This is a genomic window from Glaciecola sp. XM2 (assembly GCF_018595715.1).
In the GTDB taxonomy this organism is placed as follows: domain Bacteria; phylum Pseudomonadota; class Gammaproteobacteria; order Enterobacterales; family Alteromonadaceae; genus Glaciecola.
Genome location: NZ_JAHEOJ010000014.1, coordinates 72,043 through 97,628, shown reverse-complemented (window position 1 = coordinate 97,628; position 25,586 = coordinate 72,043). Strand labels below are relative to the sequence as shown.

General features: G+C 44.5%; 21 protein-coding genes. 3 read left to right on the top strand and 18 right to left on the bottom strand.

All coding sequences use genetic code 11. The annotated features are described in order from the left end of the window. Positions 1-39: 39 nt before the first annotated feature. Positions 40-2,418, bottom strand: coding sequence for a zinc-dependent metalloprotease (locus KJ365_RS00880; RefSeq protein WP_250883964.1), 2,379 nt, complete (start codon positions 2,416-2,418; stop codon positions 40-42). A gap of 125 nt (positions 2,419-2,543) precedes the next feature. On the opposite strand from KJ365_RS00880, the gene KJ365_RS00875 reads away from it, so the two are divergent. Beyond that, positions 2,544-2,942, top strand: a complete 399-nt coding sequence (locus KJ365_RS00875; protein ID WP_214449728.1) for a hypothetical protein — start codon at positions 2,544-2,546, stop codon at positions 2,940-2,942. A gap of 353 nt (positions 2,943-3,295) precedes the next feature. On the opposite strand, the gene KJ365_RS00870 is transcribed toward KJ365_RS00875, so the two are convergent. Together KJ365_RS00870 and KJ365_RS00865 are read right to left on the bottom strand one after the other, a co-directional pair. Next, positions 3,296-4,981 carry an AMP-binding protein gene (locus KJ365_RS00870; RefSeq protein WP_214449727.1) on the bottom strand — a complete coding sequence of 562 codons (1,686 nt, stop codon included), beginning with the start codon at positions 4,979-4,981 and terminating at the stop codon, positions 3,296-3,298. Positions 4,982-5,128: 147 nt separating this feature from the next. Further along, positions 5,129-6,433, bottom strand: coding sequence for a ribonuclease J (locus KJ365_RS00865; RefSeq protein ID WP_214450087.1), 1,305 nt, complete (start codon positions 6,431-6,433; stop codon positions 5,129-5,131). Positions 6,434-6,725: 292 nt separating this feature from the next. Between KJ365_RS00865 and KJ365_RS00860 the strand changes: the two genes are divergently transcribed. Together KJ365_RS00860 and KJ365_RS00855 are read left to right on the top strand one after the other, a co-directional pair. Then, a complete protein-coding gene (locus KJ365_RS00860) occupies positions 6,726-8,150 on the top strand; it encodes a DUF4397 domain-containing protein (protein WP_250883963.1) in 1,425 nt (474 codons plus the stop codon). 76 nt (positions 8,151-8,226) lie between these two features. After that, positions 8,227-8,955 (top strand): heparan-alpha-glucosaminide N-acetyltransferase, encoded by a 729-nt coding sequence (locus tag KJ365_RS00855; RefSeq protein WP_250883962.1) that lies wholly within the window; start codon positions 8,227-8,229, stop codon positions 8,953-8,955. A gap of 19 nt (positions 8,956-8,974) precedes the next feature. Here KJ365_RS00855 and KJ365_RS00850 read toward each other — a convergent pair whose 3' ends face one another. The 15 genes from KJ365_RS00850 to KJ365_RS00780 all read right to left on the bottom strand — a co-directional run bounded on the left by KJ365_RS00850 (position 8,975) and on the right by KJ365_RS00780 (position 25,577). Beyond that, complete coding sequence (locus tag KJ365_RS00850) at positions 8,975-9,340, bottom strand: hypothetical protein (RefSeq protein WP_214449726.1); 366 nt, start codon at positions 9,338-9,340, stop codon at positions 8,975-8,977. Between the two features lie 34 nt (positions 9,341-9,374). Then, on the bottom strand, positions 9,375-10,100 hold the full coding sequence (locus tag KJ365_RS00845; RefSeq protein WP_214449725.1) for a hypothetical protein: 726 nt from the start codon (positions 10,098-10,100) through the stop codon (positions 9,375-9,377). A gap of 110 nt (positions 10,101-10,210) precedes the next feature. Then, positions 10,211-10,741: an MreC domain-containing protein gene (locus tag KJ365_RS00840; protein WP_214449724.1), complete on the bottom strand. Its 531-nt coding sequence runs from the start codon at positions 10,739-10,741 to the stop codon at positions 10,211-10,213. Beyond that, a complete protein-coding gene (locus tag KJ365_RS00835) occupies positions 10,738-11,214 on the bottom strand; it encodes a hypothetical protein (RefSeq protein WP_214449723.1) in 477 nt (158 codons plus the stop codon). The genes KJ365_RS00840 and KJ365_RS00835 overlap by 4 nt, the downstream gene beginning before the upstream one ends. A gap of 26 nt (positions 11,215-11,240) precedes the next feature. Beyond that, positions 11,241-11,630 (bottom strand): hypothetical protein, encoded by a 390-nt coding sequence (locus KJ365_RS00830; RefSeq protein ID WP_214449722.1) that lies wholly within the window; start codon positions 11,628-11,630, stop codon positions 11,241-11,243. A 13-nt stretch (positions 11,631-11,643) separates the two neighbouring features. Further along, positions 11,644-12,507 carry a hypothetical protein gene (locus KJ365_RS00825; RefSeq protein WP_250883961.1) on the bottom strand — a complete coding sequence of 288 codons (864 nt, stop codon included), beginning with the start codon at positions 12,505-12,507 and terminating at the stop codon, positions 11,644-11,646. Between the two features lie 11 nt (positions 12,508-12,518). Then, positions 12,519-13,058, bottom strand: a complete 540-nt coding sequence (locus KJ365_RS00820; protein WP_214449721.1) for a hypothetical protein — start codon at positions 13,056-13,058, stop codon at positions 12,519-12,521. A gap of 99 nt (positions 13,059-13,157) precedes the next feature. Further along, positions 13,158-14,399 carry a hypothetical protein gene (locus tag KJ365_RS00815; protein ID WP_214449720.1) on the bottom strand — a complete coding sequence of 414 codons (1,242 nt, stop codon included), beginning with the start codon at positions 14,397-14,399 and terminating at the stop codon, positions 13,158-13,160. Next, positions 14,400-14,951, bottom strand: a complete 552-nt coding sequence (locus tag KJ365_RS00810; RefSeq protein ID WP_214449719.1) for a hypothetical protein — start codon at positions 14,949-14,951, stop codon at positions 14,400-14,402. Then, positions 14,948-16,447 carry a hypothetical protein gene (locus tag KJ365_RS00805; RefSeq protein WP_214449718.1) on the bottom strand — a complete coding sequence of 500 codons (1,500 nt, stop codon included), beginning with the start codon at positions 16,445-16,447 and terminating at the stop codon, positions 14,948-14,950. The genes KJ365_RS00810 and KJ365_RS00805 overlap by 4 nt, the downstream gene beginning before the upstream one ends. 14 nt (positions 16,448-16,461) lie before the next feature. Further along, positions 16,462-18,609 (bottom strand): FHA domain-containing protein, encoded by a 2,148-nt coding sequence (locus tag KJ365_RS00800; RefSeq protein WP_214449717.1) that lies wholly within the window; start codon positions 18,607-18,609, stop codon positions 16,462-16,464. A gap of 43 nt (positions 18,610-18,652) precedes the next feature. After that, entirely contained in the window at positions 18,653-20,836 is a 2,184-nt protein-coding gene (locus KJ365_RS00795) for an SUMF1/EgtB/PvdO family nonheme iron enzyme (RefSeq protein WP_214449716.1), read from the bottom strand. 70 nt (positions 20,837-20,906) lie between these two features. Beyond that, the gene (locus KJ365_RS00790; protein WP_214449715.1) at positions 20,907-21,365 is read right to left on the bottom strand and encodes a hypothetical protein; all 459 of its coding nucleotides are present in this window, start codon (positions 21,363-21,365) and stop codon (positions 20,907-20,909) included. Then, entirely contained in the window at positions 21,362-21,838 is a 477-nt protein-coding gene (locus KJ365_RS00785; protein ID WP_214449714.1) for a hypothetical protein, read from the bottom strand. Before KJ365_RS00785 ends, KJ365_RS00790 begins: the two co-directional genes overlap by 4 nt. A gap of 181 nt (positions 21,839-22,019) precedes the next feature. Beyond that, a complete protein-coding gene (locus tag KJ365_RS00780; RefSeq protein ID WP_214449713.1) occupies positions 22,020-25,577 on the bottom strand; it encodes an ABC transporter permease/M1 family aminopeptidase in 3,558 nt (1,185 codons plus the stop codon). Positions 25,578-25,586: the final 9 nt, after the last annotated feature.

The following is a 25,586-nucleotide window of genomic DNA, read 5'->3' as shown; positions in this document are numbered from 1 at the left end:
AAGCCCACGTTAATGTGGGCTTTATTATGTTTGCGTCGCTTAAATTGGTGAACCTGGCGGAAGCGGCACTAATTTAAAGCTAAGGGGCCAAGCGCCATGCTCCCAGAAATGAGCAATATGCTTGAGTAATACCTTAGCACTTGCACTTCGGCGCTGCTTTTCTAGGTAGTTTTGATAATCCATTAGTGCGCTATGCATCTCAATTTGTACCTCAGGTGCGAGGGTATCGCTCGTGAGAGTATCAAAAAACACGCTAAGAGCAACGTAGCGGATTCTATCGGCCAGTGCCGATTCATTTTCGGGCTTGATTAACTGCCCGAACACACTTTGCATGACATCGTTTACCGACGGTATTTCTTCGTTTTGGGCATGTTGATACGACAAACGATTCAATCGCTCTGGCGCAAGCAATATAGTTAACGAATAAGCAGACGCAGATTCTGCTGCGGTTACGGGGTCAAACGCAATTCCCATTCTACTTCCCATACTCTCTCGAGTGCGAGCGCTCCCATAAGCCTTAGGCGGGATCATGCTGGTTAATTCAGGTGACAAATCCAAAAATGCGGGGCTGGCGCTTTGCACCATCAGGTTAAGTGCGCTTCGCTGCCTTTCTGGCGCAACAGGCGTTACCGTGGTAGACGGTTGAGCTAGCGTTTTCAGACCATACTCATAGTTTATGCCAGAGATTTGCTTGACCAAAGCATCAAGTTGAAAACGATGAGAGTAATAGATAGGAACTAAACGTTCTTCTAGGGCTGAAAACGGCTCATCGAAAGGCTGACTATTTGCGCCAAAATTTGCAAGCGCATGCGCACGCAGTTCACTGACTCGTTCAAATTCAGCAATAGGGTCACTGCCATTGTCCCATAAATGACCATCTGATGAAGCTCGACGGGGTATACGCGCGTCAGGATCGGACTTATACAAAAAGCCATTCGCTTTCGCTTCGTTAACTAAGGCCAATAGTTCAGCTTGCTCATCTTTATCATCTGCAAAGTCTTGATATCCATAGGCAATCACATAATTGTCCCATGCGCCAATCCCTAAATCGTATGCATCTTTCAGGTTCACTTTGCCGTTTTCTAAGGTAATTAGAGGATGTGGGTAATCCATTACCGACGCGCGCTGATTTTCGCTAGCGGCAAAATTATGTGCAATGCCAATGGTATGACCTACCTCATGCGCCGAAAGTTGACGTATGCGGTTTAGAGCCAGTTCAAGTTGCTCTGAAGTATCGGCGTTTTCAACATCAAACGGACTGGTAAAGCCTGACGCGATGAGAAAGTCTTGACGGACGCGCAACGAACCTAGCGTTACATGCCCTTTAATAATCTCGCCTGTTCGAGGGTCAACTACCGACGAGCCATATGACCAGCCTCGAGTCGCTCTATGCACCCATTGAATGACGTTGTATCTGACATCCATTGGATCAGCACCGTCTGGTAATACTTTCACTTGAAAGGCATTTTTATAACCGGCGGCAGCAAAAGCTTGATCCCACCACATTGCGCCCTCTCTTAGTGCAGTCATAACAGGTTCTGGAATACCTGGGTCTAAGTAAAACACTATGGGCTCGACCGCCTCGCTTATTTCTGCTTGAGGATTTTTCTTTTCTAGGCGATGACGAGGTATATAGCTGACCTCCATCGACTCGTCGATAGGTGCGCTATAGTCGTAGTGACTAGCCTTCCAAAAGCCTGAGAATGGATGGAACTTTCTTGGCGTATAGCCGTCATCTGGTAGCGCCACAAAAGAATGATGCAAATGTACGGTGACACTTTTCGCATCAGGTGTGACATCCTGTATGTATTGACCTTTAGGTGAGCCAGCAAACGTCACTAGCGCCTCAAGTTCGGTATTTAGTGCAAACGCTTTGGTCCGTTCTAAGTATATGCCACTGCGACTTTTGTCTACAGAATATGCACCTTGACCACTTCTATTTAAACGATCGCTAATGCCGTGAATGTCAGAAAGTAAAAAGTCGGTGTAGTTAAAACTGATTTGAGTATCGGTCTCTTCGCTTATCAAAAAGCCAGCAATAACAGAATCGGCAAAGGCTTCATCGATACTACTGCGCTCTGCAGCATTGTCTGACGATGCCCGAAATTTGGTATTTAACTGCTGTAGCAGTATTTTGTTACCAAAGCGTTCAAATTTCACCAGTCTGGTGTCAGAAAGCTGGCCGCGATCTAAACCGATATCATTTGAACCAATCCCTCTGGGCAAGCTGCTTTGAAAGATCATGTGCTGACCAATTTGCGACTTATCTAATCGCAAATGAATGCTATCCTCACCAGGATGATAAATAACATCGACAAATCCAACGTGGGCCTCACCCTCACTCGCCACGCTTGATACGATACTCAATAGCAACAAAGCTGAAGCTAACAAAGCTTTTGTACCGATAAATAATCTCAAAATTCTCTCCTTTTTAAACCATCACTTGATCTGAATCATCACATTCATACACCGTTGGTCTTATATTAGACTAAGCTGAATGGCATAAACAACTTTATACCATCCTCTTGGGGTCACGAAATCAAATGAGCAATGCGTCGAAACGTAACAATGTGCTGAGATATCCAGATAAAAACGCCAAGTTACTCACATTAGTGTTGGACGAAGAAACCGATGTGGCTATGGCCGACAAGCCTGTTTTTGGCACTACCGTCACAATAAGAGATGATATCGACTCTTTCATCGGCACTGTATTGCACGCTGGTCTTATTCTTGGTTGGTTGAACTATGTAGATGTGACCAAATTTGCGTGCTTAACGGAAAATAAGCACTACCTAGAGGCCGCAAACTATTTTCACACTGAACAAAATCAATTGGTACTTTCAAAACCCATTATTTTACATGAGGTGGATAACAGTATGAACAAAACTAAACAAGTCATACGATTTTCAGCCCTAAACGACAATGTTACAGCGTTGTCATAAACAACCTTCGACTTTCTTTCACGCAATAAAAAAGCTACACGCCTGCTGGACACATAACAGACGCGTAGCCTACATCTTTAATACAACACCTGCATTCCTTGCAAGGCTATATCAAAGCACACACAACACTTTAACCTAAGCAATTTAACTGCCAATTTTGAAAACCTAATAAAATCATAGCGTTATAATTTTCACGACGTAAAAACTTTAAATAATCACACCATAGTGGTGCAATGCTTCGGTGTATTGCACCAAAACATGTGGCTAAATGACATAAAAAAGCCGCAGCGTTTTGGGGCGCTGCGGCTTTCAATACAATTTAAAAATGCGACTGCCGACGGCAGCCTTGCTTGTTAAACTGTTTCGTGCCAAACGATTTTTTCGGAATAATCACCAAGAATAACCGGTTTAAAACGCTCTTCAATCACATGGCGTTTGACTTTCAAGGTAGGCGTCAACAAATCGTTTTCAATGGACCATTCCTCAGAAAACACAACAATACGATCAAGCCTTTGATGACTTTCTAAGTTCTTATTGACGTGTGTTAAAGTCTCAGTTAAAGCATCCGCTACCACATCTCTATGCTGCTTAAGTGCGTCTTGTGAAAGCACTAACAGAGCAATGGGCTGAGGAAGGTTAGTCCCTGTTACACACACCTGCTCAACAATGGCGTTTTCCATAATTTTCGCTTCGATAGGCGCTGGTGTAACGTACTTGCCTTTTTCGGTTTTAAAAATGTCTTTTAATCTACCTGTTATGCGAACATAGCCCTCGGCGTCTATCTCACCTTTATCTCCGGTACGAAGGTAACCATCGTTGGTAAATACGCCGCTGGTCTTCTCTTGGTCCTTATAGTAACCAATCATGTTGCAAGGCGACTTCACCTGTATTTCGCCATCTTCTGCGATGCGAATAGTCACGCCGTCATATGCTTTACCAATTGAACCAATTTTGTCTGTTCTGAAAGGTACGCTACTGGTGCCATACGCACAGTTTTCAGTCATTCCCCAACCTTCGGATATATTCACACCGATTTTATGGAACCATTCAATCGTAGCGGGGGCAAGGGGTGCTGAGCCCGACGCCCAAAGACGTGCACTGCCCAAGCCAAGCTCACCGCGAATTTTGGCGGCAATCTTTTTACCGACAAATGGAATGCTCAGCAATAAATTAAGTTTCTTTTGCGGGATCTTAGCTAGCACGCCCATTTGAAACTTTGTCCACAAACGCGGTACAGAGATAAACAAAGTGGGGGCGAAGTTCTTCACATCGCGGGTAAACGAGTCCAGTGACTCCACAAAATGTATTCTCATGCCAGAGTAAAAACTCGCAAACTCAATCAATACACGTTCGGTGATATGGGCTAAAGGAAGATAACTCATGCCACGATCAGCGTCTGTCACCTCAAGCTGCGTCAGCGAGTTTTGAGCTGCCCAGCACAAAGTTTGATAGGTATGAACCACACCTTTAGGCTGCCCCGTGCTGCCAGAGGTATAAATAATAGTAATGATATCGTTAAGGTCGGGAACAGGACTCTCTTTGAGAGGCTCAACGTCCACAAAGTCTTTCCATTGCGTGGCACCAGGTGTCCCTTCGTAATCAAAGGCAACGCTGACGATGTCTGTTTCGCCTAGCACCTCATTTACCGCATCAACGCTATCGAGCTTGCCAATAAACATCATTGGGCATTCAGCATGAGACAATACATATGCAATGGTATCTTTGCCAGCGGTTGCAAAAATTGGCACCGATACGTAACCGGCTAACATAATGCCAATGTCGGTAATAATCCATTCCGCGCTATTTTTGGCAAGGATGGCAATCTTGGTGCCCTTCGCATAATTATAACTTTTCAAGCGTGTCGCAACTTTGCGCGCTTCTGACATGGTCTCAGCCCATGTATAAGTGCGACTTTCAGTGTCACTTATCGGCTGTGTCATATAATTTTGATTAGGTGTTTCGGTTTCTCTTTTATAGAGCATTGTAAGTGGAGAAATCACAGCACTTTCAACGACTGCATTTACATTATCTAGTGGCATTTGCATTCCAAAATTTTCTCAAAAGATTTTTACATTAAATTCACATACGTATCATACGTTAAGTTTGGTCAGAATTTACAGCGAATTTTCATGATAATAACGAAGGTTTTTTGTGTCTGAGTTTTAACCCTTAATAATTATCTTGATTTACCGGTCTTTATCTTTTGAAATTGCTATGCGACTTGTTGCGACAAACTTACGCTTCATTTGCACCTGCGGCGCCATGACAAAGAGGTCACCATTACTACCAAGAAGTTGTTTTGGCACACCTTGTTTCTGAGCGATATTCGCATTCGCTTGCATGTGCTGTGCCTCACCATGAGTGGGGATGGCAATGTTTGGTTTAACGTAATCGTACATAGTAGCGAGATCGCCCTGATTGGGATGCCCCGTAGCATGTATCACTTCTTCACAAGCGTGTGATTGATAAACCTCTATTTCTCTATTGCGTAGCGCGTTAACCAGTTTTTCAATGGGCTTTTCATTACCGGGGATCACAATGCTACTAAATATCACGGTATCACCGCTCTCTAGCTCGCAGTCGCGATGCATATTGGTGGCTAATTTATTAAGGCCCGTTCTAGGCTCGCCCTGACTACCCGTTGCAATAATCAATACTTCGTGTGGTGGTAAGTAGCCAATATGTCTGGAATGCGTGATGCTCAAATCATCAGGCCAGTAGCCGCAACGCCGCGCAACGCTCACCATATTCTCTAATGAGCGCCCAAACAATGCGACGTATCGACCATTTGCTTTAGCAATTTTCACGAGCGTGATCAAACGCGCCAAGTTGCTCGCAAAACAACTGACGACCACCCTTCCCTTAGCCCGACTTATTATTGAACCGAGGCCTTTCTCACAAGCCTTTTCTGAAGTTGAAAACCCTGGTTTTAGTGCATTTGTCGAATCACATACCATTGCCAGTATTTTTTGCTTTTGCATGGCTATGAAGGTAGATGGGTCGAATGGTTTCCCCACCACAGGTTGCTTGTCAATTTTCCAATCAGCGGTATGAAATACACTCCCCACTGCGGTGGTAATTTTTAGCGCTTGAGGTTCTGGCAAAGAGTGCGTGATGGCTAGCCAAGTAACCGTAAATGGCCCAATGTCTAACGTTTGATTCGTCTGCACTTCAATAATGGGTAAGTTTTCAAAGCGTTGTTTTTGATAGAACTTACGCCGCAACACCTCTGCGGTAAAAGGCGTTGCATATATCGGGCAACCAAGTGACGGCCATATCTCAGTCACCGCGCCAATATGATCTTCATGCGCATGGGTTAACACAATGGCACATAGTTGGTCTCGACGTGCCTCGATAAAAGCGGGATCAGCGGCTACAACATCGTAGACCTTTGCATGAGGGTCTTTATCTAAGCGCTGCTCTAACGGTGACTGAAATGTTGCACCACAGTCGACCATTAACCAACTTTGGCTATGACCATATAAGTTCATGTTCATACCAATCTCACCGGTGCCGCCGAGAGGCAAAAACCAAAAATCACGTGCGCCAGGCGTTTTACTATCCATATGTACCTTTGAGTAAGCGTTTATAAATCATTGGCAGCGAACATAACAAAGCTACTGCGTATAGGCGACGACTATAAACGCGTAGCAGAAAAAAGTTATTAACTTTATTTAATAAAAATTTGACAACTTTTGTTAATCCATGTCGTGAACTTGCGAGTATTTTGTTAACGATGTCTGTCACCCATTTTGGGAAATTTTTAAAATTATCGAGGAAGATATGAAAAAAATAATGAAAATAGCGGTTGCCGTAGCGGCAGCTAGCGCACTAGCAGCATGCGGAGATAGCGATAACGATCCGGTAGTAGTAGATAATACACCGCTAACTCCCCCAGGAAGCGCTGAAGTGCGCGTCATTCATGCATCTCCAGATGCGCCTATTGTTGACGTTACTGCAACGGATGATTCGTTACAAGGCCTGAGAAGCTTCCAAAATCTAGACTATCAAACAGCATCTCGTTTAGCGCGCTTTGAACCAACAACCACGACATTCACCGTGTCGGCCGAATTACCGGGCGGAACCGCGGCTGACGTGTTAACGATCCCAGCAACATTAACTGACAACGCTCAAGTGAATGTAATTGCAATCGGTGACGTAGCAGATTTAGACACTCTTTTAGTGGTAAACACTGAGTCAGCGGTAACGGTTGGCAACATCCGCGCTCAAGTTGTACATGCAGCGCCAGAAGCACCAACGGTTGATGTATATGTGACTGCGTTTGACACAGATATCACAACTGAACAGCCACTAGCAACGCTTGCCTTCACCGAATTTACCGGTCAAGTTGAAGTGCCTGCTGGCGAATATCAAATCCGTATTACACCGGCTGGTTCTACTACCGTAGTATTTGATTCAGGTGCTTTAGACTTAGCATCTGGTTCTGATTTATTGATTACCGCTACTGAAAATGTAGGCCCTGGTGCTTCACCTGTCGCTTTATTAGTAGCTGATGGTGCTGGTTCTTCGGTTATTATCGATGCCAACACGCCTGCTGAAGTACGTGCAATTCATGCAGTTGCAGACGCACCTGCCGTGGACGTTATCGCCGTTGTTGAAGAAGCGGCAGACATCGTATTATTTGATGGCGCACCGTTCTTAGGCGTAACAGATTACATTGAAGTTGCCGCTGGTGATTACGTGATCGACGTCGCTGCTGATGCAGACAACTCAATTGTACCAATTGATGATGCACCACTATCTGTTATGGCGGGTGTACGTTACAGCGCGATTGCAAACAACACGCTAGCTAACATTGATTTAGACGCGGTAGTAGACGACGGCCGTCGCTTAGCCACCGCTGCTCAAGTTCGTATCTTCCACGCATCTCCATCAACACCAGCCGTTGACATTTATGTGACTGCAGATGGTGAAATTGCAGAAGTTGAGCCAGCGTTTGTTGGCGTAGAGTTCAGCGAAGGTACGCTAGCTGAAACCGGTTATGTACAACTTGCTGCTGGCGACTACGTAGTCACTGTGACGCCGACTGGCACGAAAACAGAAGCCATCGAAACTGGCGTGCTAAGCCTAGCTGCTGGCGGTATATATACTGCGTTAGCGGTAGACGGAAACGCTGAAGGCGACGCTCCTCAGTTGATTCTTGCTGATGACTTTTTAGCTCCTGCCGCTGCAGTAATGGTTCCATAAATGTTTATACGCTAGCATTTTTGCTAGAAAACAAAGTAAACTGTGAAAGCCCTAGACGATAATGTCTAGGGCTTTTTTGATTCAGTTAACAAATAATACCCATGTAATGAACCGAAACTATACACTTGATGTTACCCGCACAATTGCCATAGCGCTTATGGTCATATTTCACTTTATCTATGATCTAACCTTCTTTGGGTGGTTAGACTGGGACTTACCTGACGGTGACGGATGGCGTCATTTTCGCTGGTTAATCATCAGTTTGTTTTTTGTATGCCTTGGTGTTTCATTAACGTTTGCTCATCGCCACAGTTTTCGTTCACGAAAATTTTTAATCCGCTTCAGTCAAATAGCAGCAGGCGGTTTGGCGATTTCTATCGCCACCTATATCGCCATCCCTGAAAACTGGATATTTTTTGGCGTGCTACACTTTCTTGCACTTGCAAGCCTCATTTGTATCCCCTTTGTGCGCTTTGCAAAACTGAGTCTTGCCCTTGGCTTATTGATAATAGCCATTGGTATCAGTGGCGCGGTTGAATCACGATGGCCTTTCGACGCCTTGTTTACCGGCAAACTCCCCGCCTATACAAACGATTATGTGGCGATTTTTCCGTGGCTGGGTCTCGTATTTTTAGGGATTTTCTTAGGTCACTCTAAATGGTTTATCGCAGACCCGTTAAAGCAGCTGCAAGGCTTACCTAGTCAAACGCTATTGATATGGCCAGGCCAGCATAGCTTGAGTATTTATTTGCTTCATCAGCCACTAATTCTTGGTGGTATGTACTTGGTGAGTCTTTTTTTGTAAACCCGTAATTGGAGTCTATCTACCAGACAGAAAACGGTATTTCCTGTGGCTTTTTTCTGACAAAGGTAAATTGAAATTCGTTACCTTGTTGTTGGGTGATGACTTCCCACTGCACTTCATCAAATGTTTGACCAAAATTATAACTTAATAGCTGACTGGCAATTTCACTTTGATAATGCATGCTAGTATCGGACGAACGCTGGTGTAATATTTCATATTGCTCAAATTCACTGAAGCGAGTCGCATAAACCATGATTTGATTGACTTGTCTGGGCGTAAAATTATCAAACACAAGGGTATAGTCACTCGCCTGAGCGGTTGATGAGAAAAACATCATTAATAAAATAGAAAGCCATCTAAGGCGCGTAATGCTAGGTGTTTTCACGATTAGATTGTGCTGAGGAAATTGTACGTCATGCCTAAGAGTATAATCGGCAACGATGTTCATAGCCATCAAATAACATCCATGTTTGTTCGATATTGCGATCGTTAATCACAATATTCGTCAGAAATAGTTGATTGTGGCGTAGCTTATAATGTGCCAAAAATGACTGCAAGCCCTTGTCATTGAGATGCGCGCCAATGTGCTGAGCAAGCACCACATCGAAAGAGGCTGGATACACTCTTACTAATTTTTGCATGGGAGCATATGCTAAACCCATGGCTCTTTCCTGCTCGCTCATTTGCCCAGATATGCCTCGTAGTAACTTACTTGGCTGGTTTGGTAGCGCTAGCAGTGGCATCAAAGTAACGCTGTCTCGTCGCTCATCAATGGCACCTAAGCCAATACCGACACACTGATACAAAAACCTGAAAAGTTGCTGTTGTTCTCGGTAAGACGATGGCATGGAAATGCGCATATTGGCGGTATTAAGTTCATCTAATAGAGCCTCACTTGTGTCAAAAACGTCTGTGGCGTTTTCGGGCGCGTGAACCTGTGATGCTTGACGCAATTGCTCTTTGGGCTCATTCAGTGCTTTTTTGAATTGCCCGTTAGGCGTTTGCGGCGCAACCAGCTCGTTGGTTAATTGAGGTTGTGGCGGCGGTGGCAACGTCACCGACACTAAAGACAATGCATCCTCTTGCAATTGAGGTTCGCTTTGTTGGGTTGGAGAAACAATAGCTTCATCCTGCTGGCTATTCATTTGAGCCTTTAAGTACATGACCAAGAATATGACCAGGCAGGTCGCGAAGGCCCAAAAAATGGTGTCTTTTTGTGGGCGCAATCGCGCATATCTATGCAAGATGAAACCGCTTATTTGCTCTGCAACGCATCTATTGCAGCTAACTGCATGCGCTGGGCTATATCGCGCAGCTGAGCCTGTTGTCTAAGACGCTTCTGTTGTTCAGACTCCAGGTTTGATGCGGGCTCATCGAGCACTGCAAATGCACCAGGAGTAGTCGTATCAGGTAATGCTACCGGTGCAATAGGTTGACTCGCTTTTGCCAGCATTTGCTCAACATTTCGCTCAGGCCCAAGCAATTCATTAGTTTGAGCTTGTACGGGCTGTATTGCTTCATCTTCACGCTTTGCTAAAAGTGTTTCGCGCAGCGCTTTATTGTCTTGCTCACTGCGCGCTAAGTCTTGACTGAGCTGTACATTGCGATTTTTAAGAGCACTTAGCTCATTGGTTAACACTTCGAGCTCTGTTTGTATTTCATTACTCTGTTCAGATGTTCCAACAACCGTGTCTTGGGGACCGAACGAAAATACATTTGCGCCAATCGCTTGATAAAACAGATACATTGCGCCTAGCGCGCTCACTAAGAAGAAAAGTTTTTTCATGATGTTTGCTCATTGTTTTGTCGTTTTACACTCAAAATACCTATCCAAGCTCTGAAAAATGTCGCTGTGGGCAAGCCGATTACCGTTGTCATAAATGCCATCGAAAACTGCGACGTTAACTGACTAATAATACCTTGCACGGATTCTGGTGTGAGAGTTTGATTCGATAGACTGCCAATCCCTAAGCTAATCCCTAGTAACGTAAAGGTTAGGGCCAGCGTAGAAATACCATTTGCTGCTTGCAGGCCTACTTCCGTCCACACTTCAACTTGCTTATCTTGATATATTTTTAAAATTGCCCAGGCTGAGAGCATAACGAGGCTTGAAAATAGTAGCGTAAAGGTGAGACCAAATAGCTGCTCAACATAGCCTAAAATGTCCATTAAACTCATCTGCGTAAAAAAGCTAAACGCCGCAAGTAAAATGATCAAACTGCCGCCTACCCAATAGCCAAACTCTAGGCTCATTTGCATAAATGGCAGCTTGTGCCAGGCTCGCATTATCTATATCCCGCTTTTGCGCTTAGCACACTTTGCGAGCTAAACTTCACTTGCTTAAGCCATTGTGAGCTTGCACTGTGCTTTTGTTCTGCGCCAGCATGTACCAAAAAGGTCAGCTCATACTGTTCAAATGCCTTATTTACTGCAAAGGAATTGGCATTCAATAAGCGTTCGTCTCTAATGACCATGCGCTCCATGTCAGTGAGTTGGCGCTCTCTACGCTCGATAAGCGCAAGCCTGTCTTCATAATCCAGTGACGGGTTTAATAGGTCATTGATTAAGGCCGCACGCTCTCTTTCTAAATTACTCAGACTAAGAGGTGTCTCTTTCGCCATCACCGATGAACTAAATACTAAGGTCGTGATTGCTGCAATAAAAATGGATTTCATATTTGCGTCCCTCTTACAAAAAGATATCAATGGATGTGGCTGGGCTAGTCATGGGTTGCGCAAGCACATCATCACTGTCTTGATTGTTGCTAATGGCATATTCTAATGCTTGTGCATCGAGCGCGACGAGCTTAGACATATAGCTGAGCATTAATCCTTCTTGATCTAAAAGTGATTGCTCGCTTGACGCCTGAATCAACAATTGGCGAACGTATTCGTCGGTAGTCACTTCAATCCCATCGATTTTTGCTGCCATTGTCGCTTGATGTTCGCTGATGGCTGTTTTCAGCTGTTCAATTTTCGATAGGTTTTGAGCAAACTCATCTGCATATGGACTTTTTTCGGTATAGCCTTGCGTAGCCAATGTATCGTCCACTTGCGCCATTACGCTTTCCATGCGCTTGCGAGCAGCTTCCTGTTGTTGTTTCAATACAAACTTGGCTTGATGCGTTTCGCGGTTTGCCGCCTCATACATTTTAGTGAGCACGCTTTGATACACGTCTATCTTCTTATTAAGCGCTTGTTGGCGAAGCTCATGGCCCTGCTGCATATCGTCTAAAAAGCCAGATTTGAGCTGCACTAGACTGACTTTTTCATCAATCATTGCGTCGTCTGCAGCATCGACTAGTAAAGACTGTAGCGCTTTAATTTTGCTGCTTTGCTGCGCAATAGATTGCTCCAGTGTCAGTAATTCGTTGGCCCAGGGAGACATATTAAAGTCTTGTTGAATACGCTTCTCAATCAAATTAGCAGGTAACTCAATTAACGATTCAGCCGATACTGGCTCCCATTCACCCGTATTGGCAAAGGCACCTACACTCAAAGTCGCTAGGGTGAGTGCCAGCATATGAGGTCTAAACGTTTTTACTAATTGCATCGTCTTCTCCATTACAATGACCATTGACGCACGCGCGACAGTTCACTTTTGAGGTTTGGATTGATATTCAGCATGGCTAGCTGACGGGCAGATAAGTTGGGGTCTAGCAGTGCCGTCGCGGTGTCAATAAACGAGGTGTAATCATCAAATACTAAATCTTGTTGCACGAATCTTACTTTGAAGGCATCAAGCTGTTTTTGTGCCGTTTCTACATCACCGCCTTTCACGTAATTGACCACAGCAAGCGCATGCAACTGCATACCTTGTTGATTGTCTGGATGGTTTGGATAAAAACGCACGCCTTGTAAACAGCGCATAGACTGGTTTGCCAATGCAATGAACTGTGCAGGGCTGTGACTATCACGAATAGCATTTTCACGCTCGGTCACCTGCGATAAACAAGCGTTATCGATACGCGTAATCTGTGGTGAGATATTTTCAACCGGCGCTGGCATATTGGCAAGGGTTGCGCCGCAGCCACTTAATATGAAAATACTGCTTACCACAGCGAGTGCGTTTATCAGGCGCTTTTGCTGTAACTTAGTCAACATTGATTGATACATTTGCTTCCACATAATAATTCCCCAAAAGGTGCTTATTTATGGATATGAAACGATTAGAGAGATTTTTTACAAATAGAGAATAAAAAGTTAAAAAGTATCTTCAAAAAGCAGTGTTTGTTGAATAAATTGACTCGAAATTTCTTGCTTGCTGGCCCATAACGATAGCGATTCCAAGCTCACTAGTTGATTTTCTTCATGTAGGGAAAGTAAATACGCAGACAAACTTTGTAGGTCGCTCTCATCGAGGGATTCTGTAAAGGTCATAAGCGTATAATTTCGGTCTGCTTGTTGCCAACTGGGAATTGGCACTTGCCATGTCAACGCATTTTCTGGGTTGGGCGTTAAAGGTATCAACGCGTAAGAGTCTGCGACTAGCCACACGGTATTAACGTCATTTGGCAAGGTAATATCGATACTACACAGTTGCGATAGTTCCAATTCGGGCAAAACGGCAATAGCAGTCGCGTCAAACGCTATTTGTGTCGGTTCAGCTAGCGCACATTGACCGAGGCTTTTGTGCGTGTATGTGAGCGTAATTGTATCGGGCTGGAGCGGGAACACCCAATACATAAAAGCAAGTAGCAGCGCCATGCCCATGCCAAAGCTTACTTGGCGAGCATGCTTGCCCATCAAACTTCGGGCCAACGTATAAGTGGCTCCGAGGCCTTGGTTGAATGAGTTGATAGCCCTAGACATGTTTTGCCCGATAGCAATTTGACGATCACTTGGCCCCGCAGCCTGAGTGATCTCATTCGTCGCAGGAATAACACCTTTGTTAATTAAAAGCCGTTCAAGATCAGCCATACTATCTACCGGGCTCAAAGGCCATTGTATATCTGGCAAAGGTTGGCGATAGTTGTCGCTTGGCACGATAAACTCAACACGACAATTCATTTGCTGCATTTCAGTTACGGTGCGTCTAGCACTCATGCACTTTTGCGCTAAATGACTGATCATTTTTATTTCTGTGGATACAAAATCAATCTCACCGGTGGCAATGATCACTTGATCAGCATAGGCTACTTCTCCATTGCCTAAGCGGGATTGCTGTTGCAACAAATGCGCAATTGCCACGCCCAGCTGCCAACTCTCTCCTTGGTCGATGTTTTTTCCTAACACGAGATGGTAAGCACGCTCAGGGAAATAACCTGGCAAGGGGCTGCTCACTTTACTGACAAAATCTCTGTAGCCACTAATAATCGACGCGACCTTTGACGTGCCGCCAATAGTAGCGAGTGACACGGCTGTTTGACCCACTCGAGGCTTAACCTGAACAATGGGTACTAAACCTTCTGTGGTTGCAATAAAAACGTGGACTTTATCTAACATTTATTCATAAACAACGTACATATGGCTTGAAGGGTGAGTCAAGGCGGCAAACATAGTACCGCCCTGCTCTATTTGATTCGCGTAGTGATACTTGGCATCTTCTGACAAACCAAGATGATAAAAAGTGTCATCATACTCACAATGCAGATGAACACGTTTTGGCCCCTCGCTGACAAGCGCAGGGTTAAACTTCACACTTACGATGACCTTGTTGGCTTGATTAACATCGATCGTAATTTCGTATTGTTCACTTTTGCGCATCAACTGAGCTGCAGTATTCGACGCAGCGGCCTGTTTAGGACTTTGTAACTGAGCCAGATGATTTAAAATAAAGCGGTATTTGCGTCGATAATCCAGCACCTGATTAATAATGTCCAAGGTGCTTATGGCCGTTTCAGTGTGTGGCGAACGCGCACAATGCATAATATTAGTAAACGATAACGCTTGGTTAGTTTGCCCTTTATTGATGGCTAGACTGTCGGCCTTGAGTAGCTCATATGCCTGCAGAGCCGCAAACACTTGTTCATCCATACCATTATCGCGTTGATTCATTTTATCATCCTTTGCATTAATTCATCTTTGAATATGCAACCATCAGAGCGATATTTTTCGTCATCTTTGGTCAAGGTGTTAAAAAGTGCCTTATTTCGTGAAAATAATTGTGTAATTGCGTTAGAAAGCAATAACAACGCTAAGGTATTGTCCACATAAATGGCTTTGTCTTCAACGATTGTTTTATCGGTAAACCCCTGCCGATTATTGCGCAAAAATGCCTGCTGGCAACGCCGTTTGAGGGTCTCAGTATCATCACCTGACATGTTAAATGTATCGAGACTTAAAAGTGTCTGCACACCTTCGTAGTTATCTTGCAGCAATATATGGATAACTGCCAAACAGGTGTGTTCATTAAGCTTTAACTGCGCTTGAAAGTGCTTAAGTAATTGCCCATAGAGATTTTCATTGGGCAAGGTAAAAGCTTCTGCACTGATGTTCTGATTGCGCTGCGCCTGAATGCAGTTCGCCTGATATTGCCCAAACACATCGTATCGTAACCATGTCATAGGGAAACGTTGACACATTGCTGAATAATCTGACAACAGCTGCAGTTTTTCCGCTTGTTGTTTACTCAGCAGCTTAGGAGTATTTGTCAGTTGTGCGAGGGAAATCTGAGGTTCGGTGATGGTATCTAATGTTTCAAATAGCCACTCGGCCTGGTCCTGTTCACTAATATCTTGTGCTTGCATCAATGCTTTTTCAGTATGCGTCTTTGTGATCGCTTCTTGAAACTGAAACACATCTTTTACCACGGTAGTAAAACGACTCATGCCGTCACGATTTTTTGCATCTATCCACAGTTCGAGTAATGATTGATCAGTAAATTGACTTACCTCACGCTCCTGCAACCATGCACTCATATAGTGAAATTTAGCCTGCGCCTTCGCTTGTACAAGGTGCTTGTTTAGGTATTCGTATATTTCTTTTTGCAATTGCGAAGCTAAAGATTGAATTGCATTGTGAGACTTACCGTTTAACGCCTCATCTATTTGCACTAGCAGATTAGGCACAAAATTTAGTAACCACTCCAACATCGCTGCAAGAATATTGATGCGACTCGCGGTTATCGAAAACCGATGTTGATGAATCGTAATCTCGATTGCGTTGTGCGCAGTGGCATCTGATTCGCGCGAATGGAAGCACACTTGCGCTTCAGGTAATTTGCATGGACCAATTTTTTGAAAATATTGTGTAAAGCCAGATGCATAAACGTTTTCTTGTATGTAAAAATAATCGAGTAGCGCATCTTTTGAGCCTGTGTTTACTACCGCCCAAGATAAGTGAGCCAGTTCGTAACACAAGCCGCTGTAGTGCCTACACACAATATGCTGAGCAAGTTTATCAATGGTATGAGCGGTGAATTTATCGCGTTGTCCACCTTGTTGATCATACAGTTGAGCTTGCCGTAACAAGTCAAAATCGGCTTGTAACTGCGCACTCACTGGCACTACAAAGACTCTGTCTGAGGCTGTTTGTGCGCTAACTGACTGCAATGGGGCTGCGCCTGTCATGATGGGCTGACAGTATCGTCAGCGTCGCTCGCGCGCAAAAAGAAGCGTGCTTCTTGCTGGCGTTCTTCTAGCCCATTAAAATCCGCATAGTCATCAAGATAGACATGATGCTTACCCCACTTTATTTCACATGGCAAAATTAAAGGCACCATCCCCAATAACAGTTCATCATTGAGGTACAGTGTCTCTCCCATCGGCTCTTCACTAAGGGGTTTAACCTTTGCGCCTTTACCAAGGGTCAAACTAAGCACTTCAATATAATCATCACTTTGTTTCAGCTGCGAACGACTGATCAAGCGTATTTCACCGGAGCTGCGCTCGTGGGCAAGGACGGCCTCAGAGGCAGTCATGAGCAAGGATGTGCGCATAGCGTGCATATAGTCTGGCCAGACTCTTGCCAAATCGGCAATATCTAAAGTCTGTGTGAGCTGGTTGCTTACGCGCAAGCGCAACACACTGTGATCATCGTCCACTTGCGCAAGCAATTTCACTGCGGTGAGCTCTGAATCTGCGCCTAACTTAATATTATCACCATTGACCACTAACCGAGGCTCTTGTGACGATAGGGTCTCATCACTTACAAAGCTACCATTTGTACTGCCTTGGTCCATCATGTAAAAACCGTTAGCGTGTTTTTGAATGGTTAAGTGCTTACCTGCTCGCGAAAGCGCCTTATGATTGATATACAATGGCAAGGTTCCAGTGGCTAACGAAAGTCGCATATCTTTTGAGGAGAATCTACCGATATCCACTTGCGCTGCGGTCGTTAACACACAGGTATCGCCGTTATCTAAATCGGTTAACTCAATGTGGTCATAGGTTTCCGAAAAATCATTATTTACTTTTTGAATGAGACGCTTAATCGCCTTGTATTGTCGCTTGAGTTGCTTTTCGCCTTTTATTGAAGCGAGCGCCTGATATGCTTGTCGAAGCGCCTTAATAGGTTGATTTCCACGATAGTTATTCATGGCTTTAGCCACTTTGTTTCGCACCCATTGCTCTTTGTCGCTTAACGCCTTTTGGCTAGACTCTTGATGATTAATTTTGGTTATCAGCGCGCTGGCCATTTGTGCATCAGCATTCAAATTTAAGGCTTTACTGACAAACAGTTTTGCACTGATAACGTCACCTGCATCAAAAAATAACTGCGCTTGCTTTTCAAGCTCTTGCGACTCGCGCTGTAAACGCTGCCAATAACTGAACTGGTTTCCCCATTTAGAACGCAACACAAACCAAGGGGACTTTGCTTTTGCGTAAACATCTAACCATTGGTCTGCCGACTTTTTATCTGCGTAACGCTCGAGTTGAAAGTGATAAATCTGTCGCTTAACAATCAATACAAGCAAGGCACCAAGTGCCAATAACATCAAAAAGCGACTGAACAGAGATGGCGCATATGGGTTACCTATGCGAGATACTAAAAACTGCTGTGTAGCTGAATCAAATTCTATCAATGCTTCAATATCTGACTCTTTGAAAAAGCGGTCGAGCAATTGGTTAAACTGCGTTTCGGTGGCGGCTGTGCTTGCCATAAAATGTGTTTCAACGATGGGGAAATATTTTGACATCCAGCTGTCTACTTTTTCGCTTTTCGTCAGGCGTAACTCAGATTGGTTTGTTTGTGACATAAAATAAATAGAAAACGGAGCAACCTCGTCAAGGGTAAACCCTTGTAAAACCAGCTTAAAACTTTTTTTCTTCACAATTTCTCGCAGACGATTTGCGACTACTGTGCCTAAGTCCCCCGACAAACTTCTAATTTGGGCAAGGCTGATGCGCTGGGTATCGCTGTTTAATAAGGGCAAGTTGAACGCGTCGTAAAACTCTAAACTGACTGGGTCGATCATTTCGACACTGAGCATAGCGGGCGTGGTATCGCTAATGCCGTACAACAACACCAGTTCAACATGCTCTGCCTTGTTAGCAATTAACTGCATCGCATCGCTTAATGATTCAGCTCCGCACAGAGCCTCTGTGCATTGGCCAAACACGCTTTGCGCATGTAACACCGTGGATGAACTTTGGGTTAATTGGTAGGCAAGCGCCTGCTCAATCACTTTAGCGTACTGACTTTGTAGCTGTGCATTTTGTTGTGACGATGTTTGCTGTGGCACGAGCATAAGCTGCCACTCTTTGGCAGGCATATTTGTGCTGCACAGCAATAGCATGCTCAATAAGCATAAGTGTCTAAGGTTGAATGTCTTCACGTTTTATCAGTCTAAATCCTGTCGTCGTCGAACGCGCAGTTCTAAGCAGCCTGTTTAGAGGCCTCGATTCTATCAGTGCTCTATCATCTAAAAAAGAACCACCCACAGCAGGTGCCTGGTCACATCGCTGTAGTTGAAGTTTGACGTCTTGCCAGCAGTCTTGCAACCATTCTTGCGCATTACCATATACATGATATAGACCGTTGGCATTGGCCATTAAGCTATCAACGGGAGCTGAAATGCGCGAATACGTTTGTTGCAGAGGACTTTGACAATCTGCGCAGTGCAGTATCTTTGGAATGTTAGGCTCTCCGTCCACAGTAAAACCAAAGCTTATCCATTGCGCCATTGTCGGTAAACTGAACGTTTCTGATGTTTTAGCGTTTATGTAGGGAATAAAATCTTCGGTAATATCATACCAACTGATGTTCACCACCGGATGTTGCGCATCGTTTAGGCGTTTGCGGTGTGGGTCGGTGGTGATAATGCGTGCACTGCGGCACTTTGAGGCATTGACACAGCTTTGCCAAAGCCCTTGGGTGACCTCTTGGCTCATGACAAAAAATGTCGCATCACCCGCGTTTACTTCGACCATATCAAAACGATGTATATCATTGTTGGTATCATCGACTATTTCATAACGCGTTTGCACAGATGATGGTTCTGACGTTGTTATAGTAGCTTGGGGTTGTGTTAGCTCCGATTGAACATTTGGCTGCGCTAACGTCTTTGCTTGCTCAGGCAATATGCCAAGGGTTTCAAACGAGCGCTGGGGCGGTGAAGTATCCACAGGCGTTTTATCTAGCGATAAATCGGTAACGCCTTGGGTAGATGTGTTGTCTGACTCTGATTGAAATAAATAAACAACAACGGCTAACACGATTACTACCGGTATACTTAACCAGCGCGCAGAACGTGTGCGCGAAGCTCCCTTGCGGCGTTGACGGGTCATCCATTGAGACAGCGAAAAAGCATCACCTGCTCCGCTATCCACACCTTCTGTCACAAGCCTTTTTGCCTCAGCATCACTCACTTGGTAATCGCAATGCTTGAGTATCGTTAGCATTCGCAATGTCCAATCAAACCATGCTGCTAACCCTTGTAAAATGAGCTCACCTTTCACTTGTTCGAGCAAGGAGCGATATACTTTTTCGGCGTCTTGGGTCGTTAAATCGTTTAAATATTTGGATTGACATAATTGCGCCTGTTCATCGCTGAGGTAACCGTCAAGTCTAAGGGCCTCTTCTAGGGTTTGATAAAGCGCTTGGGTACTTTGATTGAGCTTAATTTTGCCTAGCTCAGGCTCGGTCTCAATTGGAGGATGTACTTGATCATCGGCAATATCCGTTGATGGGATCTGAAGTGAGGCGCATGATGATTGTGCCAATGCGTCAAATGCATCCGCAAGCGCTTGGGCATTCACAAACCGTTTTTGAGGGTCAGTATGCATTCCCTTATCGAGGATCTGGAATATCTCCGAGAAAGCATCGCTTCGGTTGTCTTGCTGCCACTTTTGCATTTTTTCAACATCGCTTGTTGCGCTAAGCATTGCGGTAAAAACAGCGGTTAAGCTAAATACATCATCACTTACATCGGGTTCGTTGCCTAGCAACAGTTGCGGGCTAATAAATCCTGCAGGTCCACTTCGTTGGCGTTCAATTGCTCCCAGTTTTATTGCTGGGGACTGCGCACATACCGCGTAAGAAAAGTCGCCAAAAACGTAGTCATTTTGCTCCGTCGTATAAATATTGTCAGGATGAATATCACCGTGTATACACTTGGCATTATGGATATCAACCACGCATCGCGATAGCTTTGCCATGTTAGTGGCGATGTCACCTATGCGTTTACCATAAGGGTTCTCAACAATAGTGTGAGATAGAGGGTTACCTAAGTAGGGCATAAGATAATAAACGTGGCTTTCGCTTTGATCGCTTTTCACAACCCTCATGCAACATCTAATGTCCTGCATGTGCTCTAAAACACTTATTTCATGACATAGGCTCAGCTCTGCGAGGGGTGTTTTCGCGACTTTAAGCGCAAACTCTTGCTGATTTACAGTATCACAAACACGGTAAACCGCATGGCCAAGCGTATCGCTGAGCACACTATTTAGCTCGAGGCCAAGTGCATTTAGGTCAATATATGTCTTACTTTGCGTCAATTTAGCGCGATACTCGTGTAGATAAAGCCAATAACGCTAATTTAATGCAAGTAGCACGCCGTTCACACCTTTAATTTGATGCGTTTGCAGTCTGTGGATTAAGAAAAGCAGACTCCCAGCGTCTAATAGTGTTTTCAATACGCCTAAGATCTGCTTGTGCGTCTTTATCAAGGTTGCTATTTGCAGCGTCGGCTTCTGAGAGATTGGCAGCGCCTTGCGTAACGTGACTGTCTGTTACCGGGTGTCGATGTGCGCCAACAAAACGCAAGGCATTATGCATTTTCAAATCGCTGAGCAATGCTAGCTTTTCGCTTTTGTAGTCACCCGTCATAGGAATTGGCGAGGTGTTCGCTTCTTTTTGCGTATTGGATTTTTGCGCTAGGAAAGACTGCTCGGAATGAGTGAAAATGGTAATAACAGCGAGAATCGCAAAGGCTGCGCCTAAAAATACCAATGTTGCGATATAGCTTCGCTGCTTTTTGAGTCTTTGCCCATTGGATGCGTGCATTTTGTGCGTACTTGTCGTCATTGAACACTCGTATTTGCGCTGCTAAGCGCGTTTTCCCATTGCTCATTCATCGCGGTAATTTGCACCTCCTTACTCGCAAAGTCTTGATGAACCTGCATCACTTGTGAAAATGACAAATCTTTTGAAACGGCAATAATCAGGTCTTGTGTATCGGCCATGGAATAAACATCAACTGATGCTAAGTTTTGGTCGAAATACGCACCTAAGTAATAAAAGATAATGGTACTTTTAGTGGCGCTCGATGAAGTGGTGTTTTCACTGTCAGGCACTTGCTGGCTTAGCCTTAACGTGTCATTCAGTTGCATATCGCTTTGCTCTGACGTTAGCGTCGACAGCTCTTCGGATTTTTGAGTTGCATAGCTCGCATGCCCCGGTAAGCCGATAGACAACAGTGCTAAAATCAATAGCGAAAAAAACGCCATAGATAAGCCAAGGGCAAGCTCGGTCATTGCTTGGGTGCTAGTGTCTTGCATAAAAACGCTTTTAAAGTGTTGCGATACAACAGGCTATGAAACCAATAGGCGGGTTTTTGCGTTTTTACCACTCGAGCAAGATAAATTTCATGTTAGCGCGCCAGCCTTTGCCATGTGCATATATAAAAAATGGATACCTCATCACAAGGTATCCATTCAAATTTGCGCTATTGCAATTAGGCTAGTTTTTCAATGCACGGATATTATCTCTGCTCTCGCGATCGATGAATCTCACAAAAGGGTCTACCGCAGCATACTTAGGCTCAGTAGCAACACTTATGGTCAGTTCATTACTGCCTTGCGCCAACAAATGTTTTTGTCGATAGATGATTTCATTGTCTTGAGCAAAGTCGTCTGGGTCTTGCGCAAAGAGCACTACATCCACATAGTCAGAAAACTCCTGCGGGGTTTCTTCACCTTCACCGCTTGCAGAAAATTGCGCTGTTTCAATGTTTAAGGTAACTTCAAACCCTTGCTCAGCGGCGGCTATCTGGGCATCCTCTAAACGGATATCGTAGAGCGTTATTTGCGTAAACTGTTGGTCAATAAAAGCGTGATGGCTTTCATCAGCATGCTTTTTAATGGCCGCTAACAAGTCTAGCGTGGTAGCCTGAATGGTGGTTGAGAACTTAAACTGCGCAATTAACTCCGCTAACGCTGTATTGAGTGCATCAATCCCAATCCTGTCTGCTATCGCCATCATCACCACAGAGCCTTTTCGATAATGAATATACTGCTGGTTTTCTGAACGCATAAACGGCATTTCACCAATGCTCTCTTGTGTACGTCCACGCAGATATCTATCAAGTTCATAGGTCAAGAACTTACGAATTTTGTCTTCCCCATACTTCGCTTGCATCACCAACAACGAAGCATATTGCGACAATGCTTCAGAAATAATTGCACTGCCTTGCACGTTCGCCGCATTTAGCTGATGACCAAACCACTGGTGGGCCACCTCATGGGCGGTGATGTAGTAGACCGGGTCAATCTCATTTTTGTCGCGCAAATCACTGATAAAACCAATGCGCTCTGAATAAGGAACAGTATTTGCGAAACTTTGCGCAAAGGTGCGATATCCAGGGAATTCAATAATACGAAGCTGTTTATGCTGATAAGGGCCAAACGCTTCATTGAACAAATCTAATGAATCTTTTGTGGATTCAATCATGCGATCTACATTCCACGCGTGATCTCGATGGTAATAGACTGCAACCTCTACCCCATCATGCATCTCAGTTTTCACCTCAAGGTCAGCCGACATGATATTGAAGAAGTTAATCATCGGTGCATCCATTTCATAGCGGAAATGGTTGCGATCGCCTTCTGTCCAATATCTTTCTAAATACCCTGGTGCAATGGCTATTTGGTTTTCGCTGGTCGATAGGGTCGCCGCGAAGTCAATTAAGCCAACGTTTGGACCAAAGAAACTTTCATTGTAGCGACTGCTATCTTCGAGATCATATGCACGCCTTGGTGGCGGGAGGTCTCGTTTACGGCGCTCGTGTTTGTCGCTTAGGTATGTCGACGTGTTTACGCCAAAGAACGGTAACAACTCAAAATTATTAATGAACGTACCGTTGCGCACCAAAGTGGTATCTTCACCCCGGTCTTTAAACCCAAAGTGCTGGCGCACCAGCTGGATGTTGCCATCGACGCTTTCACCGGGCTGTAAAGGTTCGTCAAACACGTACCATGCGCTATTGAAGTCACCCTCTAGCGCCTGCAGTGCCCCCTCACCGACATTAACTACAATGTTGGACGAGTATTGAGGAAGGTTAACTAAGAAACGCTCAATAACTTGGTCTGTATTGTTCAGTAAACTCATCGATGCCATTACCTCAAGCTTGCGCTGCTCAGGGAAAATGGCTACGTCTATATCCATTGCGGTGATCATGGGGACTGGGCTGTCTTCGTATTGCGCATATTGCTTTTCATATTCTGCGCTAATATCCATCCACTGTTCACTCGTAATAAACTCATTGGTCACGGTCGTGTTGTAGTGAATAATCGTTCCTGTTCCTATAAACACAATAGTGCCCACAATCACAAGCGCTCTTCCTGCTCTACCCAAATGATAACTAAGCATAGATAAACGAGATTTAAGTGAGGTCTCTGGACCACGCTGCCAGCATGCATAACTGATCGCACTAAATACTACCGCCAACGCCCCCCAATAAAGCATATAGTAATGCTGAGTCACTAAAAACCAGCCGTAGCCATTCATATCTGAATACTGCATAAGAGGTGCTTGACCGTAGTTGAACATATTATGCTCAAGACCAATTTCATTAAAGGCCAGTGACACAAAGAAGAAACCAACAAAGATTAACATGCCGATATATTTACCAGGACTAAGCGCTTGGATCATAAACGCCAATACCACTAGCAATATCCAAGGTAGTGCTTGAAAATACAAGAGCGACGTCAAATACTGAGGGATATTAAATTGCAAAAACCCCGTGCCTAACTGATAGAGTACAGTGGCCGACATACCCGCGAGCTGCACAGCAATTACCACTAGGCTCACTGCTATAAATTTAGAGAACCAGAACGTAAAATTACTTACCGGCATGCTGTCGATGATATCGCCCATGCCCACCGTACGTTCTCGCCAAACTACTTCTGCCGTGTAATAGGTGATGATGATAATGAGGGCCAAGCCAAATGCGCCTTGAATCATTTCGACCATATACTGTGTTAAGGGCCAATTTGGTGCACCATAGATGCTAGGCGGTTCAATGAGCTGAGACACTAATGAAAAGACGCAGAACACCATCAAAATGCCAAACGCCGGAGACATAAACACCTGCTTCATCTCAAATTTCACGCGCGTCATAAACTGCATCGATGGGCGGGCATTAGAATAACGCGTGTCAATTTTGTTATTGAGCATTGCTGGGTCTACACTGCCTTGTGCGCGCTTTTGTGATGATGGTTTAGCCAAGCTTAAAGGCGAAAACAAACGGCCTAAACCGAACAGCATCACCAGTCCTAACCCTATCCAAAATGCGCGATTAAGCAATACCGTATCACTCAACCCAACCACTTGCGTGTTGCGCTCTAACGGCGTCCAATAACGCACTACATCGCCATACACATTAAGACCAAAAGGGTCTAACAGGGCAAGTAATTCGCGCTGATCTGGGTCTGTGAATATTTGCCCGGTAATGGCGTACAACATAAATATGCCCAAGGCGATAAGGTACACCGCCATCATATTTTTAAAGCGCAGCGCTGCCGCATAGAAAATAGTGGAAAGCACAAATAGCGTCGTTGCAGAAAATATCAAATAAGGCACAAAATAGTTGCTCAGCACCTGCGGGCCAATGCGCTCTTGGTCAAGCCATGGCATTAACGAGCCAATAAAAAGCGCCAGTGGAATCATGGCAAAAACCGTCAAACATACTAGATATGCGCCTAAGAAGCGGCCAAGCTGATACTGAAATGTAGAGAGAGGTTTGCTAATAACAATTTCATTCATACTGCTAATTTCATTGCGCATTGCAGTATTGGCCACGAAATTAACCACTAAAAACATGCCAAAAATAGCAAATATCAGAAGTGTCTGTGCAATCGCATGTGGGCTGTTGATATCCACATTAGACGAGGAGCCAATTTGTACGTTTTCAATGGTCACCGACAAAAAGGGTAACAAGAAAAAAATCAGACTCGTCACAATGAACGAGGGTTGTTTTGTAAAATAGCGCCACTCAAAGCGCATCATATTTAACAGCATGATGGCCTC